17 protein-coding genes are annotated in these 16,209 nt (G+C 69.2%); 12 read left to right on the top strand and 5 right to left on the bottom strand.

The window, feature by feature from the left end; all coding sequences use genetic code 11:
• Positions 1–20 precede the first annotated feature (20 nt).
• From AC2D10_RS16325 to ygfZ, 3 genes are all read left to right on the top strand, one after another.
• The gene (locus AC2D10_RS16325) at positions 21–311 is read left to right on the top strand and encodes a hypothetical protein (protein WP_484709156.1); all 291 of its coding nucleotides are present in this window, start codon (positions 21–23) and stop codon (positions 309–311) included.
• Positions 312–463: 152 nt separating this feature from the next.
• Entirely contained in the window at positions 464–1,066 is a 603-nt protein-coding gene (locus AC2D10_RS16330; protein ID WP_484709157.1) for a nitrobindin family protein, read from the top strand.
• Position 1,067: 1 nt separating this feature from the next.
• A complete protein-coding gene (gene ygfZ / locus AC2D10_RS16335; RefSeq protein WP_484709158.1) occupies positions 1,068–2,228 on the top strand; it encodes a CAF17-like 4Fe-4S cluster assembly/insertion protein YgfZ in 1,161 nt (386 codons plus the stop codon).
• An 11-nt stretch (positions 2,229–2,239) separates the two neighbouring features.
• Here ygfZ and AC2D10_RS16340 read toward each other — a convergent pair whose 3' ends face one another.
• Positions 2,240–3,064: a class I SAM-dependent methyltransferase gene (locus AC2D10_RS16340; RefSeq protein WP_484709159.1), complete on the bottom strand. Its 825-nt coding sequence runs from the start codon at positions 3,062–3,064 to the stop codon at positions 2,240–2,242.
• Between the two features lie 99 nt (positions 3,065–3,163).
• On the opposite strand from AC2D10_RS16340, the gene AC2D10_RS16345 reads away from it, so the two are divergent.
• Complete coding sequence (locus AC2D10_RS16345; protein WP_484709160.1) at positions 3,164–3,913, top strand: phosphoglyceromutase; 750 nt, start codon at positions 3,164–3,166, stop codon at positions 3,911–3,913.
• A 113-nt stretch (positions 3,914–4,026) separates the two neighbouring features.
• On the opposite strand, the gene phoU is transcribed toward AC2D10_RS16345, so the two are convergent.
• Positions 4,027–4,725, bottom strand: coding sequence for a phosphate signaling complex protein PhoU (phoU, locus tag AC2D10_RS16350; protein ID WP_484709161.1), 699 nt, complete (start codon positions 4,723–4,725; stop codon positions 4,027–4,029).
• Positions 4,726–4,924: 199 nt separating this feature from the next.
• Here phoU and AC2D10_RS16355 point away from each other — a divergent pair, with 199 nt between their 5' ends.
• Both AC2D10_RS16355 and AC2D10_RS16360 read left to right on the top strand, forming a co-directional pair.
• Positions 4,925–6,160 carry a sensor histidine kinase gene (locus tag AC2D10_RS16355; RefSeq protein ID WP_484709163.1) on the top strand — a complete coding sequence of 412 codons (1,236 nt, stop codon included), beginning with the start codon at positions 4,925–4,927 and terminating at the stop codon, positions 6,158–6,160.
• The gene (locus AC2D10_RS16360) at positions 6,157–6,840 is read left to right on the top strand and encodes a response regulator (RefSeq protein WP_484709165.1); all 684 of its coding nucleotides are present in this window, start codon (positions 6,157–6,159) and stop codon (positions 6,838–6,840) included. Before AC2D10_RS16355 ends, AC2D10_RS16360 begins: the two co-directional genes overlap by 4 nt.
• An 83-nt stretch (positions 6,841–6,923) precedes the next feature.
• On the opposite strand, the gene AC2D10_RS16365 is transcribed toward AC2D10_RS16360, so the two are convergent.
• Positions 6,924–7,397, bottom strand: a complete 474-nt coding sequence (locus AC2D10_RS16365) for a DNA modification methylase (RefSeq protein WP_484709166.1) — start codon at positions 7,395–7,397, stop codon at positions 6,924–6,926.
• 137 nt (positions 7,398–7,534) lie between these two features.
• On the opposite strand from AC2D10_RS16365, the gene AC2D10_RS16370 reads away from it, so the two are divergent.
• The 5 genes from AC2D10_RS16370 to AC2D10_RS16390 all read left to right on the top strand — a co-directional run bounded on the left by AC2D10_RS16370 (position 7,535) and on the right by AC2D10_RS16390 (position 12,460).
• A complete protein-coding gene (locus AC2D10_RS16370; RefSeq protein ID WP_484711859.1) occupies positions 7,535–8,017 on the top strand; it encodes a CarD family transcriptional regulator in 483 nt (160 codons plus the stop codon).
• Between the two features lie 94 nt (positions 8,018–8,111).
• Positions 8,112–9,356 (top strand): 2-C-methyl-D-erythritol 4-phosphate cytidylyltransferase, encoded by a 1,245-nt coding sequence (gene ispD / locus AC2D10_RS16375; protein WP_484711860.1) that lies wholly within the window; start codon positions 8,112–8,114, stop codon positions 9,354–9,356.
• A gap of 9 nt (positions 9,357–9,365) precedes the next feature.
• The gene (gene cysS / locus AC2D10_RS16380; RefSeq protein ID WP_484709167.1) at positions 9,366–10,769 is read left to right on the top strand and encodes a cysteine--tRNA ligase; all 1,404 of its coding nucleotides are present in this window, start codon (positions 9,366–9,368) and stop codon (positions 10,767–10,769) included.
• Positions 10,762–11,766, top strand: coding sequence for a 23S rRNA (guanosine(2251)-2'-O)-methyltransferase RlmB (gene rlmB / locus AC2D10_RS16385; protein WP_484709169.1), 1,005 nt, complete (start codon positions 10,762–10,764; stop codon positions 11,764–11,766). The genes cysS and rlmB overlap by 8 nt, the downstream gene beginning before the upstream one ends.
• Before the next feature lie 52 nt (positions 11,767–11,818).
• Positions 11,819–12,460 (top strand): NAD(P)-dependent oxidoreductase, encoded by a 642-nt coding sequence (locus AC2D10_RS16390; protein ID WP_484709170.1) that lies wholly within the window; start codon positions 11,819–11,821, stop codon positions 12,458–12,460.
• A 37-nt stretch (positions 12,461–12,497) separates the two neighbouring features.
• On the opposite strand, the gene AC2D10_RS16395 is transcribed toward AC2D10_RS16390, so the two are convergent.
• Both AC2D10_RS16395 and AC2D10_RS16400 read right to left on the bottom strand, forming a co-directional pair.
• The gene (locus AC2D10_RS16395) at positions 12,498–13,802 is read right to left on the bottom strand and encodes a DUF4032 domain-containing protein (RefSeq protein WP_484709172.1); all 1,305 of its coding nucleotides are present in this window, start codon (positions 13,800–13,802) and stop codon (positions 12,498–12,500) included.
• A gap of 85 nt (positions 13,803–13,887) precedes the next feature.
• Positions 13,888–14,991, bottom strand: coding sequence for an ABC transporter ATP-binding protein (locus AC2D10_RS16400; protein WP_484709173.1), 1,104 nt, complete (start codon positions 14,989–14,991; stop codon positions 13,888–13,890).
• Between the two features lie 229 nt (positions 14,992–15,220).
• Here AC2D10_RS16400 and AC2D10_RS16405 point away from each other — a divergent pair, with 229 nt between their 5' ends.
• Positions 15,221–16,189 (top strand): DsbA family protein, encoded by a 969-nt coding sequence (locus AC2D10_RS16405; RefSeq protein ID WP_484709176.1) that lies wholly within the window; start codon positions 15,221–15,223, stop codon positions 16,187–16,189.
• The last annotated feature ends 20 nt before the right edge of the window (positions 16,190–16,209 follow it).

Genomic DNA, 16,209 nt, shown 5'->3' on the forward strand with positions numbered 1-16,209 from the left:
GGATGGGTCACAATGGAGTCATGTCGGAACCAGCTCTCGCACCGCGCAACGCCTTCGTCGGCGTGATCGCCGTGTGGGTCGTCGCCTTCCTCGCGAGCATCGCCGTCGGGATCTTCGTGTCGGAGCAGTGGCGGGTGTCGTGGATGCTGGTCGCTTTCGGCGGCGTCGTGCTCGCCTCCTTCGCCGTGCAGCTGCGATACGGGCGCACCGACGGGTTCATCTTCCGGGTCGCGAGCAGCGTCACCGGTGCTCTGCTGCTGATGGGGATGATCTCGGTCGGCTTCGGTCTCGCCGCCCTGATCTCGAACTGACGCCTCACGCCGCAGGCGGGGTAAAGTGGAGCCATGGATCTCATCGCGCTCGAATACTTCTACATCGGCCTGCTGGGCCTGGCGAGTCTCGCGATCGTCTTCGTGTCGGCCGTGGTGCTGCGCAACCTCTTCCGCGGCCAGCGCTGAGCGTCGTGCTCGAACTCCCGGTCGACCTTCCCGCCGACCTCGTACCGCTCTCGTGGGTGATCGGCGTGTGGGAGGGCACGGGAGTGATCGACTTCCCCGTGGGCGACGATCGACTCCAGGGCGAGTTCGCGCATCGCGTGAGCTTCAGCCATGACGGCGGCCCCTTCCTGAACTACTCCGCGACCGCGACGCTGCTCGACGACGACGGCGCTCCGTCGGCACGACTCATCGCCGAGACCGGCTTCTGGCGTCTCTCACGTCCCGCGACCGACGCGGATGCCGGGCCGGCCCTCCTGCCGCCCCGCGCACCTGCACCGGAGCGGACCGTCGACGACGTCGAAGAGCTGCGCAGTGCCAGCGGCGGGTTCCCGATCGAGGTGTCGATCGCGCACTCCGACGGCATGCTCGAGCTGTACCTCGGCGAGGTCAACGGCCCGCGCATCGACATCTCCTCCGACGCGATCGTGCGCGGCGCCGGCGCCAAGGATTACGCGGCCGCCACGCGCCTGTTCGGCCTGGTCGAGGGACATCTGCTCTGGGCGTGGGACATTGCCGCCCTCGGAACTCCGCTGCGCTCGCACGCCTCCGCACGTCTGGCGAAGGTCTGAGATGACCTCGTTCTCCCAGATCAGCGGAGCCGTCGCCGACGAGCACGGCATCTCGCACTTCGGTGATCCCTTCCGCGAGCAGCGTCGGCTGGCCGCGGGAAAGGCGATCGCGCCCCTCGACGACCGCCGCGTGATCGAGGTCGCCGGTCCCGAGCGCCTCAGCTGGCTCGATTCGATCACCTCGCAGTCCGTCGCACGGCTGGCCCCGGGCGAGAGCACCGAGCTGCTCATCCTCGATCCGCAGGGACGCGTCGAGCACGCGGCCGGTGTGCTCGACGACGGCGCGTCGACCTGGCTGATCGCCGATGCCGACGACGCCGAGAGCCTCGCCACCTGGCTGACGCGTATGAAGTTCCGCACGCAGGCGACGGTCGACCTCCGGCCCGAGCTCACACTGCTCGGCTTCGTCGAGGGCGGATCGGCCGCTGACACCGTTGCGGGCGTCGCGCTCGCGCCGCAGGGCGTCGCACTGATCTGGGCCGACCCGTGGCAGCGGGTGTCCGTCGGCGGACACCAGTACTCCGAGGTCGCCGACCACCCGGGTGCCGCGCTCGCGTGGCGCGTGGGCATCGTCCGCTCCGAAGACGCTGACGCGCTCGCCGCATCCATCGACTCCGAGGCGGTGGCCGGCTTGCTCGCCGCCGAGGCTCTGCGCATCGCCGCCTGGCGCCCGCGCTGGGCTGCGGAGGTGGACGAGCGCTCGCTGCCCCACGAATCGGATTGGATCCGCAGCGCGGTGCACCTGAGCAAGGGGTGTTACCGCGGTCAGGAGACCGTCGCCAAGGTTCACAACCTCGGGCATCCGCCACGCCGACTGGCCGCCCTCCAGCTCGACGGCAGCGATGCGGTGCTGCCGGCGCCGGGGTCTGCGGTCTTCGCCGGAGACGACGAAGTCGGACACCTCACCTCCGTCGCCCGGCACCACGAGGACGGCCCGATCGCGCTCGCGATCCTGTCGCGTCGCGCTCCGGTCGGCGATCTCATCGTCCGCGAAGACGGCATCGACGTCGCGGCATCGCAGCAGGTGATCGTGCCCGGCGACGCCGGCGCCACCGCAGACATCCCGCGCATCACGCGCCTGTCCCGTCGCCCCTCCGCGCCCGACCCCCGCAGCACTGCCAGCAGCACCACCGGCAGTACTACCGGCAGCGACGCCGTCTGATCTCCGCCGCCTCAGGCCAGGGGCGCCACGGCATCCCACGGAACCGTGAGCTCGCCCAGGCGCCAGCGGCTGCGGCGTCCGCCGATCGGCCAGCCCTGCGCCTGCAGAGCGGTCACCGTGGCCAGGAAGCGCTGGGTCGGGCCGAAGGTCGACAGCGCGGCTGCGCGCTCCCACTCCCGGTCGAGGTCGGTGAGCAGAGCATGGATGCGTTCGCCGGGCACGTTCCGGTGGATGAGCGCCTTCGGCAGCCGCTCCGCGACGATGCCGGGGCGGACGAGCTCGGCGAGCCGCAGTGAGAGGGTGAAGCGACGAGCAGCGCCGTCGGGGCCGACGTCGACCCAGCTGGACACGCGTCCGATCTCATCGCACGTGCCCTCGATCAGCAGGCCGTCGGGAGTCAGCCGTCCGGCCATCGTCCGCCATGCGGCCGCCACGTCGGTCTCGTCGTACTGACGCAGCACATTCATGGCGCGGATCACGGCCGGCCGGCGCTGGTCGGGCAGCGGCACCTCGAAGCCTCCGCGGGCGAATGACACCGGCAGGTCGCGCCGGAACGACGTGCGACCGGAGCGCACCTCCTCGAGCTGCGCGTTCGCCGACGCCACGCGGGCGGGGTCGATCTCGAGGCCGCGGACCTCGGCCTCGGCACGGGCGGCCTGCAGACGCGTCGCCAATTCGAACGCCGTGACACCGCTCGCTCCGTAGCCGAGGTCGATCACCAGCGGGTCAGGCGCTCGCAGGAAGGCGGGGCTCGCGGCGATCCAGCGGTCGTTGCGCCGCAGCCGGTTGGTCCCGGTCGTGCCGCGCGTGGGCCGGCCGAGGGGAGAGGACGCCATGGGTCAATCCTTCCAGCCGGGAGGTGCGGTCAACGACCGGAGCAGAAATCGACCGCCGGGCGGCAGCGAACGCGAGACCGCCGCCGATAAACTGGCGGCATGACTGAGACGCGCACGCTGATCCTGCTCCGCCACGGCCGGAGCGAGTGGAACGAACTCAACCTCTTCACCGGATGGGTGGATGTCCGCCTGAACGAGCAGGGCATCCGCGAGGCCCGCCGCGGAGGGGAGCTGCTGGCCGAGTCCGGGCTGCTGCCCGACGTGCTGCACACCTCGCTGCTAAGCCGTGCGATCCAGACCGCGAACATCGCGCTCGACGCCGCTGACCGCCTGTGGATCCCGGTGACCCGCTCGTGGCGTCTGAACGAGCGTCACTACGGTGCCCTGCAGGGCAAGGACAAGGCGCAGACGCTCGAGGAGTTCGGACCGGAGCAGTTCCAGCTGTGGCGTCGCTCGTTCGATGTGCCGCCGCCCGTCCTCGACGACGACAGCGAGTTCAGCCAGGTCGGCGACGCCCGTTATATCGGCATCGACGGTGAGGTGCCGCGCACGGAGTCGCTCAAGCTCGTCATCGACCGCCTCCTCCCGTACTGGGAGAGCGCGATCGTCCCCGACCTCGACGCCGGCAAGACCGTCCTGGTCACCGCGCACGGCAACTCGCTGCGCGGCCTCGTCAAGCACCTCGAGGGCATCAGCGATGACGACATCGCCGAGCTGAACATCCCGACCGGCATCCCGCTGATCTACGAGCTCGACGAGAACAACGTGCCCACCGGCCCCGGCCGCTACCTCGACCCCGAGGCCGCCGCCGCCGGTGCCGCCGCGGTCGCCGCGCAGGGCAAGAAGTAATCCCGCCGAGACCCCGCTTTCACGCCGAAACCCCCTGTTGCGAACGTTCGCAGCAGGGGGTTTCGGCGACTGCCTCGGGTCTCAGCGAGAACGACAGGCGCAAGGGTGAACGATCAGGCGTGCCCGAACTCCTGCTGCTGCTCGGCGGCGAGGGCGATCTCGGCCTCGGAGACGTGCCAGTCGCCCGTGGCCAGGTAGACCATCTTCTTCGCGATCGCGACCGCGTGGTCGGCGAAGCGCTCGTGGTAGCGGCTCGCGAGCGTGGCATCGACGGTCGCCGTCGCCTCGCCCTTCCAGTTGTCGCTGAGCACCTTCTCGAACACGCTCGCGTGGAGTTCGTCGACGTCGTCGTCCGCGTTGCGGATCGTGTCGGCGAAGCGCAGGTCGCCCGTGCGCAGCAGATCTGAGAGGGTGCGAGAGATCTCGACGTCGAGCTCGCCCATCTTCACGAAGGTCCCCTTGAGACCCCGCGGGATGGCGCGCTCCGGGAAGCGGAGGCGTGCGAGCTGGGCGATGTGCTCGGACATGTCGCCCATGCGCTCGAGCGATGCGCTCACGCGCAGCGCCGTGACGACGATGCGCAGGTCGCGGGCGACCGGCTGCTGGCGGGCGAGGATCTCGATCGCCTGCTCGTCGAGGGTGACCGCGAGGGCGTCGATCTTCGCGTCGTCGGCGATGACCTCCTCGGCCAGAGCGACGTCGCTCGTCGCGAAGGCGCGTGTCGCCTTGTCGATCGAGACCGTGACGAGGTCCGCGATCTCGACGAGACGGGACTGCAGGTCCTCGAGGGACTGGTGGAAGACTTCGCGCATGTGCGGCGCAACCTTTCGTTCGATTCTCGACGGTGTCGTCCGCTGAGAGGAGTCGGTCCGCGCTCCCGCACAGGCCCGATGCGATTGTCTGCTCCGAAGGTTAACGAACGGTGCCCGACACGTGAATAGTACTTCGCCCCTTGTCGCGCAGGCCCGGAAACGCGCCGGAACGCGGGTGAACGCACTCTACGCTGGGGACATGACGTTGCCGCAGATCGCGCTGATCGCACTCGCTGTCGGGGTGCTCATCGGAGTAGGTCTCTCGTGTCTGCTGCTGTGGGCATATCGCGCGCGCGCTCGTGTCGAGCAGGAGACCTCGACCGTCATCCCGACCGGCATCACGGATGTTCTCGACAGCATGGACGACGCGGCGTGCGTCGTCGACACCTCGGGCCTCGTGCTCGCGGCCTCGCACGCGGCCACCCGTTTCGGCATCGACGTCGGCTCGACCCTCGACAACCCGGAGCTCCGCCAGCTCGTGCGCAGCGTGCGCGCGGCCGCCAGCGGCACCAAGACCGAATCGCTGCGGATGACGCGGGGTGGGGTGAGCCTCGACCCGCGTCTCGTGTCGGCGCGGGCGAGCGTGCTGGGTGCCCGGTTGGCGTTGCTGATCATCCGCGATGTCACCGAGCAGGAGCGGCTCGACCAGATGCGCCGCGACTTCGTCGCCAACACGAGCCATGAGCTGAAGACTCCGGTGGGTGCCGTCAGCCTGCTCGCCGAGGCGATCGAGTCCGCCGCGGACGATCCGCCCCAGGTGCGCATCTTCGCCGCACGGATCTCGGCCGAGGCCGGACGGCTGGCGCAGCTGACCGGACGCATCATGAGCCTCTCGCGGCTGCAGGCCGAAGACGGTCTCGCCGAGGTCAACCCGGTGTCGATCGACGAGGTGGTCGCCTCTTCCGTCGAGGCCCACGTCGTCCAGGCCGATTCCGCCGGCGTCGAGCTGACGCGCGGCGGCGACCGAGGCGCCTGGGTGCGCGGCGACGCGCAGATCCTGATCGAGGCGGTCGGGAACCTCGTCGCGAACGCGATCCTCTACTCGCCGCGAGGATCGCGGGTCGGAGTGGGCGTGAAGGCAGAGGACGGCGTCGTCGAGATCGCCGTGGCCGATCAGGGCATCGGCATCTCCGAAGCCGATCGGGAGCGCATCTTCGAGCGGTTCTATCGCGCCGACGAGGCGCGTTCGCGCCGCACCGGCGGCACCGGCCTGGGCCTGTCGATCGTCAAGCACGCAGTACAGCGTCACGGCGGCGAGGTGCGACTGTGGTCACGACCGGGGCGCGGTTCGACGTTCACCATCCGTCTTCCGCTGATCGACGCGCCCGATGCCGTCGACGACGACAAGAAGAGCAAGAAGAAGCGCGCACGCAAGGAGGCCAAGGCGAAAGCGAAGGCCAAGGCGGCACGCGCACGAAACGGAGAAACCGCATGACACGCATCCTTCTCGTCGAGGACGAGCCCGACCTGGCCGACCCGCTGGCGTACCTGCTGCGCCGCGAAGGCTACGAGGTCGAGATCGCCGAGGACGGTCCCGGTGCGCTGACGGCGTTCCGAGAGCGCGGCGCCGACATCGTGCTGCTCGATCTCATGCTGCCGGGGATGCCGGGGACCGAGGTGTGCCGGCAGATCCGATCGACCTCCGCCGTCCCGATCATCATGCTCACCGCGAAGGACTCGGAGGTGGACATCGTGGTCGGGCTCGAGCTCGGCGCCGACGACTACATCACCAAGCCGTACTCGTCGCGCGAACTGCTCGCGCGGATGCGCGCGGTGCTGCGCCGCGTGGTGCAGGCCGACAGCGAACTCGACGAACGGGTGCTCGACGGTGGGCGGGTCTCACTCGACATCGACCGGCACACCGTGTCTGTCGCGGGTTCCGTCATCAACATGCCCCTGAAGGAGTTCGAGCTCCTCGAGGTACTGATGCGCAACTCCGGCCGCGTGCTCACGCGCGGCCAGCTGATCGACCGCGTGTGGGGGAGCGACTACTTCGGCGACACGAAGACGCTCGACGTGCACATCAAGCGCATCCGCTCGCGCATCGAGGAGAACCCGAGCGAGCCGGTCATGCTGGTGACCGTGCGCGGCCTCGGCTATCGCTTCGAGGGCTGAGCGCGCGACGCTCCCGACATGCGAAGAGGCCGACCCCCGCGGGGGTCGGCCTCTTCGACGTGCCGGCGGCGGAGCCGCGGGGCTCAGTCCTCGCTGGGCGCGAGGTCGGAGTAGTACGAGAGAGTGCCGTCGAGCACGGGCACCTGCGTCTTGACGCCGAGCGCATCGCCCGACTGGAAGTGCATCTCGACGGTCGAGCCGGGCAGGGAGTCGAGGTCGACGATGCGCAGCGGCTCCTCGTCGGCGCCGAAGCTGATGCGGCCGTTCGCGGGCACCGTCACGGTCAGCGGGTCGATGCCTTCGAGGCCGATGGTCAGGGTCGCGCGCTCGTCGGTGGGGTTCACGACCGCACCGATGAAGTTGCCGACCGTGCCCTCCTCGTTCGCGACGATGAAGACGTTGCGAACGTCGAGCGGGCCGTCGGAGTCGGGGACGTTGACGCCATCCGAGGCCGAGTACTGGATCGTCGTCGCCTGCGGCGAGATGAACGTGCAGCCCGTCGCGCTGAGAAGAACGAGAGCGCTGAGGGCGGCAGACGCAACAAGGCGCGATTTCACGGGTCCTCCTGAGGTCCGGCGGGGTATCCGCATCCCATTCTACGGGTACGCGCGTCGGCCTCCGGAGACGCCCGAGGCGCGAACCTTAGTGCATATTCCCTGTGGTATCCTTGAGGTTGCCGAAAGGACCGTTTTTTATGCTTTTTGAGGTTGGCGAAACTGTCGTCTATCCGCACCATGGGGCCGCGACCATCATCGAGGTCAAGGAACGCATCATCAAGGGTGAGGCGAAGAAGTACCTGAAGCTGAACGTCACCCAGGGTGATCTCATCATCGAGGTGCCCGCTGAGAACGTTGATCTGGTCGGCGTTCGTGACGTGATCGGCAAGGAAGGCCTCGACAACGTGTTCGAGGTGCTGCGCGCGCCGTTCACGGAAGAGCCGACCAACTGGTCGCGTCGCTACAAGGCCAACCTGGAGAAACTCGCCTCGGGCGATGTCATCAAGGTCAGCGAGGTCGTGCGCGACCTGTGGCGTCGGGATCAGGACCGCGGTCTCTCCGCGGGTGAGAAGCGGATGCTGGCGAAGGCTCGCCAGATCCTCATCTCCGAGCTCGCGCTCGCCGAGAAGACCGATGAGGACAAGGCGAGCGCCATGCTCGACCAGGTCCTCGCGTCCTGACACCTCTCCTCGACGGAACTGACGAAGGGGCGGATGCTGCGGCATCCGCCCCTTCGTCGTCCCCGCAGCGAGACGGTAGCGTGAGAGCGTGAGCATGCTTCCCGTCCCGGACACCGCGATCATCGTCGTCGCCGCCGGCTCCGGCACCCGGCTCGAGGCGCGAGCGCCCAAGGCCTTCGTCGGCATCGACAGTCGCTCGATCCTGCGTCACGCGCTCGAAGGCGTGTTCGCCGCAGCCCCGGCGCAGGTCATCGTCGTCGCTCCTGCCGGCTTCGAGGGCGATGCCGAGACCGAGCTGCGCGAAGCAGCGGGCGACCGCCACCAGCTCGGCCGTGTGGTCACCGGGGGTGACACCCGCCAGCGGTCCGTCGCGGCCGGACTGGCGGCACTCTGGGGAGATGTGACGACAGTGCTCGTGCATGACGCGGCCCGCGCCCTGACGCCGCCCGCGCAGATCGATGCCGTCGCGCAGGCCGTGACCGCCGATGCGGGCGTGATCCCCGCGCTGCCGGTCGTCGACACGCTCAAGAAGGTGGACTCCGGCGTGGTCGTCGCCGCCGTCGACCGTTCCGAACTCGCCGCCGCGCAGACCCCGCAGGGGTTCCCGCGCGGTCTGCTGGAGGCCGCCTATGCCGCCGCGCTCGAGTCCGGCGTCGAGTACACCGACGATGCCGCACTGTTCGCGGCCAACGGCGGGCGCGTGCACCACATCGACGGATCGGCGCAGGCGTTCAAGATCACCACGCCCTCCGATCTCGAGCGCGCGCGGCACTTGCTGGCCGAGACGGTCCGCGCCCCCCGTCCGGCCTTGCGTCGAGCTCCGCGGAGCGACGCGATCCCGCGGGTGGGGATCGGCACCGACGTGCACGCGTTCGGCGGCGACGGCGCGCTCTGGCTCGCCGGCCTCGAATGGCCGGGGGAGCAGCCGCTGTCGGGGCACTCAGACGGTGATGCGGTCGCGCACGCGATCGTCGACGCCCTGCTCGGCGCGGCCGGGCTCGGCGACATCGGCGAGCACTTCGGCACCGCGCATCCGGAGTACGCCGGGGCGCACGCCGCGGTGTTCCTGGCCCGCACGCGTGAGCTGCTGCAGGAGGCGGGCTTCGATATCGGCAACGTCTCGGCGCAGTTCCAGGGCAACCGTCCACGCTTCAGCGGGCGACGTGCAGAGGCCGAACAGGTGCTGTCGCAGGCGCTCGGCGGTGCTCCCGTGTCGGTGACCGCGACCACCACCGACGGACTCGGGTTCGCCGGACGGGGCGAAGGCGTCTCGGTCACCGCGATCGCCATGGTGATGCCCCGGGAACGCACTCAGGGGCCGGGCACGCTCTCCGAGTAAGCTTGAGCGGTGACACTCCGCCTCCACGACACCCGCACGCAGGATCTGCGTGACTTCGTGCCGCTCGATCCCGAGAACGTCACGATGTATGTCTGCGGACCCACGGTGCAGTCCGGACCCCATATCGGTCATGTGCGGGCCGCCCTCAGCTTCGATCTTCTGCGTCGCTGGCTCGCCCATCGCTTCGGTCGCGTCACATTCGTGCGCAACGTCACCGACATCGACGACAAGGTGCTGCTGAACGCGACCGACGCCGAGCCGTGGTGGGCACTGGCCTATCGGATCGAGCAGGAGTTCACCGCGGCATATGCCGGCGTCGGCATCCTCCCTCCCACCTACGAGCCACGAGCCACCGCGTCGATCCCGCAGATGCAGGAACTCATCACCCGGCTGATCGAGCGCGGCCATGCCTATCCCGCACCCGACGAATCGGGAGATGTCTACTTCGACGTCCGCTCGTGGCCGCAGTACGGCGAGCTGACGCATCAGTCGCTCGACGCGATGGAGCCCGCAGAAGACGCGGATCCGCGCGGCAAGCGCAACCCGCAGGACTTCGCGCTCTGGAAGGGCTCCAAGCCCGACGAGCCGGCGGATGCCACGTGGCAGTCTCCCTGGGGCCCCGGACGCCCCGGCTGGCACATCGAGTGCTCGGCGATGGCGAAGCGCTACCTGGGTGCCGAGTTCGACATCCACGGCGGCGGTCTCGACCTGCGGTTCCCGCACCATGAGAACGAGCTCGCGCAGTCCGCGGCGGCCGGCGACGGATTCGCGCGTCACTGGATGCACAACGGCCTCGTGACCGTGAACGGGCAGAAGATGTCGAAGTCGCTCGGGAACTTCACCCTCGCCGCCGACGTGCTCGCGACGCGGGATCCGATGGTGGTGCGCTACGCGCTCGCGGCCGCGCACTACCGCTCGAGCCTCGACCTCGGCGAATCGTCGTGGGACGAGGCGGAGGCCGCGCTCGGACGCATCGCGACGTTCATCGCGCGCGTGCGCCGATCGCTTCCCGGAACGCCGGACGGGCCGCGGATCGGCATGGTCCCTGAGAGCTTCGCCGCCGCCATGGACGACGACCTCGGCGTGCCGCAGGCTCTCGCGGCGCTGCACGAGACCGTGCGTCGCGGAAACACGGCGATCGACGCCGGAGACCACGACGACGCCTGGAGCGCATTCGCCGAGGTCGACGCGATGATGCGTCTGCTCGGATTCGACGAGCTCATGACCTCCGGCGGAGACGCCGCAGAACACACCACCCTGGACGCCCTCGTCCAGACGATGATCGCCCAGCGCGCACAGGCGCGGGCGGACAAGGACTGGGCGGCAGCCGACCGCATCCGCGACGCTGTCGCGGCGGCCGGCATCGTCCTCGAAGACACCGCAGACGGAACTCATTGGAGTATTGATGGTTAAGCCACAGCGCCCCGGCGCAAGCAACGGCAAGAAGAAGGGCCCGCTCAAGGGCACCGGCGGACTCGGGCGCAAGGCGCTCGAGGGTCGCGGACCGACCCCGAAGGCTGAGGACCGTGCCTGGCACCCGGCCGGCAAGCGCAAGGCCGCGGCCGAGCGCTACGCCGCCTCCGGCGGCAAGGGTCGCCCCGGCCAGCGCCAGACCGGCGGCGGCAACCCCAATCGCAGTACTCGCGCGAAGGACAACACCACCGAGACCGAGGTCGTCACCGGACGCAACTCGGTGCTCGAGGCGCTTCGCGCGAAGATCCCCGCCACGGCGTTCTACGTCGCACAGCGTGTGGAGATGGACGACCGCGTCAAGGAGATGCTGTCGATCGCCACGAACCGTGGCATCCCCGTGATGGAGGTCACCCGCCAGGAGCTCGACCGCATGGCGGGCTTCGACGGCGTGCACCAGGGCGTCGCGATCAAGGTGCCGCCGTACGAGTACGCGCACCCGCAGGATCTGCTCGAGAAGGTCATCGGTCAGGGTGAGGTGCCGCTGTTCGTCGCTCTCGACGGCATCACGGATCCGCGCAACCTCGGTGCGATCATCCGTTCCGCGGCGGCGTTCGGCGGTCACGGCATCATCCTGCCGCAGCGTCGTTCGGCCAGCGTGAACGCGGCGGTCTGGAAGACCAGCGCCGGCGCCGTCGCACGCACGCCCGTGGCGATGGCGACCAACCTGACAACGCAGCTCAAGGAGTTCAAGAAGCAGGGTGTGTTCATCCTCGGACTCGCCGGCGACGGCGACATCTCGCTTCCGGCGCTGCAGCTCGCCGATCGCCCGGTCGTCATCGTCGCAGGCTCGGAGGGCAAGGGCCTGTCGCGCCTGGTCCGCGAGACGTGCGACCAGATCGTCTCGATCCCGATCTCGGCCTCGACCGAGTCGCTGAACGCCGGTATCGCGACCTCGGTCGCGCTGTACCAGGTCGCCACGAGCCGCGCCGCGAACTGACACGACCGCACCCGAACCGCTCACCAGGGAACAGCTCACCAGGGAGAATCGCATGGCTCGCATCGTCGTCCTCGGAGGGACCGGCTACGCCGGTCGCCACATAGTCGCGGAGGCGGTGAGCCGCGGGCACGCGGTGATCGCGCTGTCTCGCGCCGAGCCGAGTGATCCGGTCGCCGGCGCCGCGTACGTGCAGGGCTCGGCCCTCGATATCGACTCGATCGCCGCGGTGGTCGATGGTGCCGACGCGGTCGTCTCGGCGCTTTCTCCGCGTGGCGACATGGAGGAGCGTGTGCTCGAGGCGCTCGGCGGTCTCGTCGAGCGCCTCGCCGGGACCACGACGCGCCTGGGCGTGATCGGCGGGGCCGGCGGCAGCCTGGCCGCCCCCGGCGGTCCCCGGCTGTTCGACCTGGACTTCCCGGAGGAGTACAAGCACGAGGCACAGGTGGGCATCGACTCGCTCGCGCTCCTCGAAGAGGCGGGCGCCGGTCTCGACTGGTTCTTCGTGCACCCCGCTGAAGTCTTCGGCCCCTGGGCCGAGGGGGAGCGTACGGGGCACTACCGCGACGGCGGCGATGTCGTCGTGCGCGATGCGGAGGGCAAGTCCTCGATCTCGGGTGCCGACTTCGCCATCGCGGTCGTCGACGAGATCGAGCAGGGAAACCATCACCGCGAGCGGTTCACGGTCGGCTACTGAAGCCCGGCGCTTGCGACGGGTCTGAGCCTGTCATGGCTCAGACGAGGTCGCGCCAGTCGACGGCATCCGTGTCGTCTGACACCGACAGCGATCCCGTGATCACGGGCAGGCTCATGGTCTCGGTGGGCGGCCCCATGATGGTCGCCTCGTCGCGCCGGTGCCGCAGCACCTCGTTGATGTAGCTGGTGAGCACCTCGGCGAGCGGCACGGAGCGTCCGTGGGCCTGCGAGAGATACCACCGGTGTTCGAGCACCTGGTGGAACACCTCCGCGGGCTCCAGCTTGGCGCGCAGCTCATAGGGGATCGCGCGCACGACCGGCTCGAACACGCGGGTGAGCCATTCGTGCGCGTACATCTCCTCGTCGACCCACTGCTTGGTGGAGCGGGCACGGAACTCGTCGAGGTCGTTGAGCAGGCGCCGCGCCTGATTCTCCTCGACGTCGAGCCCGGTGAGCCGGATGAGGCGGCGCTGGTGATGCCCGGCATCGACGACCTTGGGCTGGATTTCCACGACCGTGCCGTCGGAGGTGGTCGACATCGACATCTCGTCGATGTCGAATCCGAGGGCGTTCAGGCGCTCCACACGCTCGGTGATGCGCCAGGTCTCGTTCGCCGAGAACGACTCCTGTGCCGTGAGCTCGGCCCACAGCGAGCGGTAGGACGAGACGATGCCGTCGGCGATCGCGACCGCGTCGACCCCGTGCTCCAATCGTCCGCCCGCCGCGAGGTCCATGATCTCCCCGGCGATGTTCGTGCGGGCGAGGTCGAGGTCGTACGACCGCTGGCCGTCCGTCAGGCCCTCTTCGTGCAGCTCGCCTGTCTCGGCATCGACCAGGTACGCGGCGAAGGCGCCGGCGTCGCGGCGGAACAGCGTGTTCGAGAGCGACACGTCGCCCCAGTAGAAGCCGACATTGTGCAGGCGCACGAGCAGAAGCGCGAGCGCGTCGACCAGGCGGGTGGCGGTGTCGGGGCGCAGCACCCGGGTGAACAGCGCGCGATAGGGCATCGAGAAGCGCAGGTGCGAGGTCACGAGCGCGGCCGGCAGGGGCTCGCCCGCGGCATCGGTCCGCCCGGCGATGACGGCGAAGCGATCGACGCACGGTACGTCGAGACGCGCGAGGTTGCCGAGCATCTCGTACTCTCGCTGCGCCATCTCGGCGGTGGTCTCCTTGACGGCGACGACGCGACCGGAGAGGTCTGCGAACCGCACTAGGTGCCGGGAGAGACCCTTGGGCAGTGACACGATGCGCTCGGACGGCCACGTCGCGAGCGAGGTCGACCAGGGGAGCGCGAGGAGTTCGGGATCGACCGTGCTGGCGGTGATGCGCAGAGAATCCTGCATGAGGCTCCCGGGGGCGAGGGGACGGGCGAAAAAGAGACGCGGCGCGGGTGACCGAGGTCAGCCCGCGCCGCGTCTGGGAATCCGATCAGGCGGAGACGACCGGCTTGTCGTTCAGACGCTCGCCCGACTCGATGTCGAACGCGTGCACGTGACCGGCCGACGCGGCGAGCGTAACCGTCTCGCCGGCGTTCGGGTGGCTGCGACCGTCGACGCGAGCGACGAGGTCGGTGCGCTTGCCGTTGATCTCGGTGTGACCGTAGAGGTAGCCGTCAGCGCCGAGCTCTTCGACCAGGTCGACCGTGACCGAGAGGCCCTTGCCGTCGACGGGACCGACGACGATGTCCTCGGGGCGCACGCCGACGGTGACCTGCGAACCGTTGGCACGGCCCACGGTGTCGCGGTCGAGCGGAACGACCTCGCTGCCGAAGCGGATGCCGCCCTCGGCGAGGTCAGCCGAGAACAGGTTCATCGCGGGCGAGCCGATGAAGCCGGCGACGAACACGTTGTTCGGCTTCTCGTACAGGTCGCGCGGCGTGCCGACCTGCTGCAGAAGGCCGTCCTTGAGGACCGCGATGCGGTCACCCATGGTGAGCGCCTCGGTCTGGTCGTGGGTCACGTAGACCGTGGTGACGCCCAGGCGACGCTGCAGCGACGCGATCTGCGTACGCGTCTGGACGCGGAGCTTGGCGTCGAGGTTCGACAGCGGCTCGTCCATGAGGAACACCTGCGGCTGACGGACGATCGCACGGCCCATCGCGACGCGCTGACGCTGACCACCCGAGAGGGCCTTCGGCTTGCGGGTCAGGTAGTCCTCGAGGTCGAGGAGCTTGGCGGCCTCGAGCACGCGGGTTGCGCGCTCTTCCTTGTTGATGCCCGCGATCTTGAGCGCGAAGCCCATGTTCTCAGCGACCGTCATGTGCGGGTACAGCGCGTAGTTCTGGAACACCATCGCGATGTCGCGGTCCTTCGGCGGCACGTCGGTGACGTCGCGGTCACCGATCAGGATGCGGCCGGCGTTGACCTCTTCGAGGCCCGCGAGCATGCGGAGCGACGTGGACTTACCGCAACCGGAGGGGCCGACCAGGACGAGGAACTCACCGTCTCCGACCTCGAGGTTGAGCTTGTCGACGGCCGGGCGGGTTCCGCCGGGGTACAGGCGGGTGGCGTCATCAAAGGTGACAGATGCCATGATGCTTCTCCTTCACCGGCAGGTACGTGCCGGACGATCCGTTGTGATGGAACCGGCAGAGTGACCCGCCGTGACCCGTCTTTGGGTCGGGATCAGTATGACACGAACAGCGGCACCTGGGTATTTCTCAGCCTGGCTGGTTAACATCGAACCTGGCCGCGTATTGCGGCGATCGACGCCTGAGCGTCGGTCGGGGCCAACCCGGACCCCCTGAGACTCAAGAGGAACGATGTCGAGCGACGAAACGCCGAACGTCCCCACACCTCGCAATTCTCGCGAGGCCGTGCGGGAGAAGGCACAGCGAGTGCACGCGCAGCAGTCCCGTGCGCGTCTCATGCGACGGATCATCATCGGCGCGGTCGCCGTGATCGCCGTCGGCGCGATCGGGACCGCGGTGACCCTGGCCGTCTCCTCGCAGGTGTCGAAGCCGCAGCTCTCGCCGAGCGGCATGAGCGGTGACGGCGTGGTCGTGACCGACATCACCGCCGCGGCAGCCGCGTCCGACGAGGCGCTTCCCAGCCCCGAAGCTGTGCCGACCGACGCGGGCACCGAGGTCACGCCGACTCCGGAGCCCACCGCGTCGGAGCGCGTCGACATCCACATCTACGTCGACTACCTCTCTCCCGACGCGGGGGAGTTCGAGCGCGCCAACTCCCGTCAGCTCGCCGGCTGGATCACCGAGGGTGCCGTCACCGTCAGCTACCACCCGGTCGCACTCCTGACCGCCAGCTCGAACGGCACCAAGTACTCCCTGCGCGCGGCGGCTGCCGCCGCCTGTGTGGCGACGCACTCGCCGACGCAGTTCTATGCGTTCAACCACGACCTGCTCGACAACCAGCCCAAGGTCGGCAGTGACGGTCTCTCCGACATCGAGCTCGCGGACGTCGCGGGTGCCGTCGGTGTCGAGAACGCGAAGGCCGTGCGCTCCTGCATCCAGGACGCCGACTTCGTCACCTGGGCGAAGGACGCGACCACCCGGGCCCTCGACGGTCCGCTCGCCGGATCCGACGACCTCGTGCTGACCGCTGCTCCGATGATCGTCGCGAACGGCGAGGCGTATGTGGGAGCGCTCGACGACCCGGCCGAGTTCTCGCAGTTCGTGCTCACGGTCGACGCCGACGCGTCGCAGACCGCGGCGCCGACTCCCGCGCCCACCGAGACGCCGACCGAGGCGCCCACGGAGACGCCCGCTCCGTGATTTCGGAGTGAGTCTTCGCC

The organism is Microbacterium sp. PI-SA-G, from assembly GCF_057215335.1.

Excerpts from the sequence above, each read along its gene's own strand:
- AC2D10_RS16325 (WP_484709156.1), top strand. The coding sequence starts at position 21 with ATGTCGGAACCAGCTCTCGCACCGCGCAACGCCTTCGTCGGCGTGATC.
- ygfZ (WP_484709158.1), top strand. The coding sequence starts at position 1,068 with ATGACCTCGTTCTCCCAGATCAGCGGAGCCGTCGCCGACGAGCACGGC.
- AC2D10_RS16340 (WP_484709159.1), bottom strand. The coding sequence starts at position 3,064 with ATGGCGTCCTCTCCCCTCGGCCGGCCCACGCGCGGCACGACCGGGACC.
- AC2D10_RS16345 (WP_484709160.1), top strand. The coding sequence starts at position 3,164 with ATGACTGAGACGCGCACGCTGATCCTGCTCCGCCACGGCCGGAGCGAG.
- phoU (WP_484709161.1), bottom strand. The coding sequence starts at position 4,725 with ATGCGCGAAGTCTTCCACCAGTCCCTCGAGGACCTGCAGTCCCGTCTC.
- AC2D10_RS16355 (WP_484709163.1), top strand. The coding sequence starts at position 4,925 with ATGACGTTGCCGCAGATCGCGCTGATCGCACTCGCTGTCGGGGTGCTC.
- AC2D10_RS16360 (WP_484709165.1), top strand. The coding sequence starts at position 6,157 with ATGACACGCATCCTTCTCGTCGAGGACGAGCCCGACCTGGCCGACCCG.
- AC2D10_RS16370 (WP_484711859.1), top strand. The coding sequence starts at position 7,535 with ATGCTTTTTGAGGTTGGCGAAACTGTCGTCTATCCGCACCATGGGGCC.
- ispD (WP_484711860.1), top strand. The coding sequence starts at position 8,112 with ATGCTTCCCGTCCCGGACACCGCGATCATCGTCGTCGCCGCCGGCTCC.
- rlmB (WP_484709169.1), top strand. The coding sequence starts at position 10,762 with ATGGTTAAGCCACAGCGCCCCGGCGCAAGCAACGGCAAGAAGAAGGGC.
- AC2D10_RS16390 (WP_484709170.1), top strand. The coding sequence starts at position 11,819 with ATGGCTCGCATCGTCGTCCTCGGAGGGACCGGCTACGCCGGTCGCCAC.
- AC2D10_RS16395 (WP_484709172.1), bottom strand. The coding sequence starts at position 13,802 with ATGCAGGATTCTCTGCGCATCACCGCCAGCACGGTCGATCCCGAACTC.
- AC2D10_RS16400 (WP_484709173.1), bottom strand. The coding sequence starts at position 14,991 with ATGGCATCTGTCACCTTTGATGACGCCACCCGCCTGTACCCCGGCGGA.
- AC2D10_RS16405 (WP_484709176.1), top strand. The coding sequence starts at position 15,221 with ATGTCGAGCGACGAAACGCCGAACGTCCCCACACCTCGCAATTCTCGC.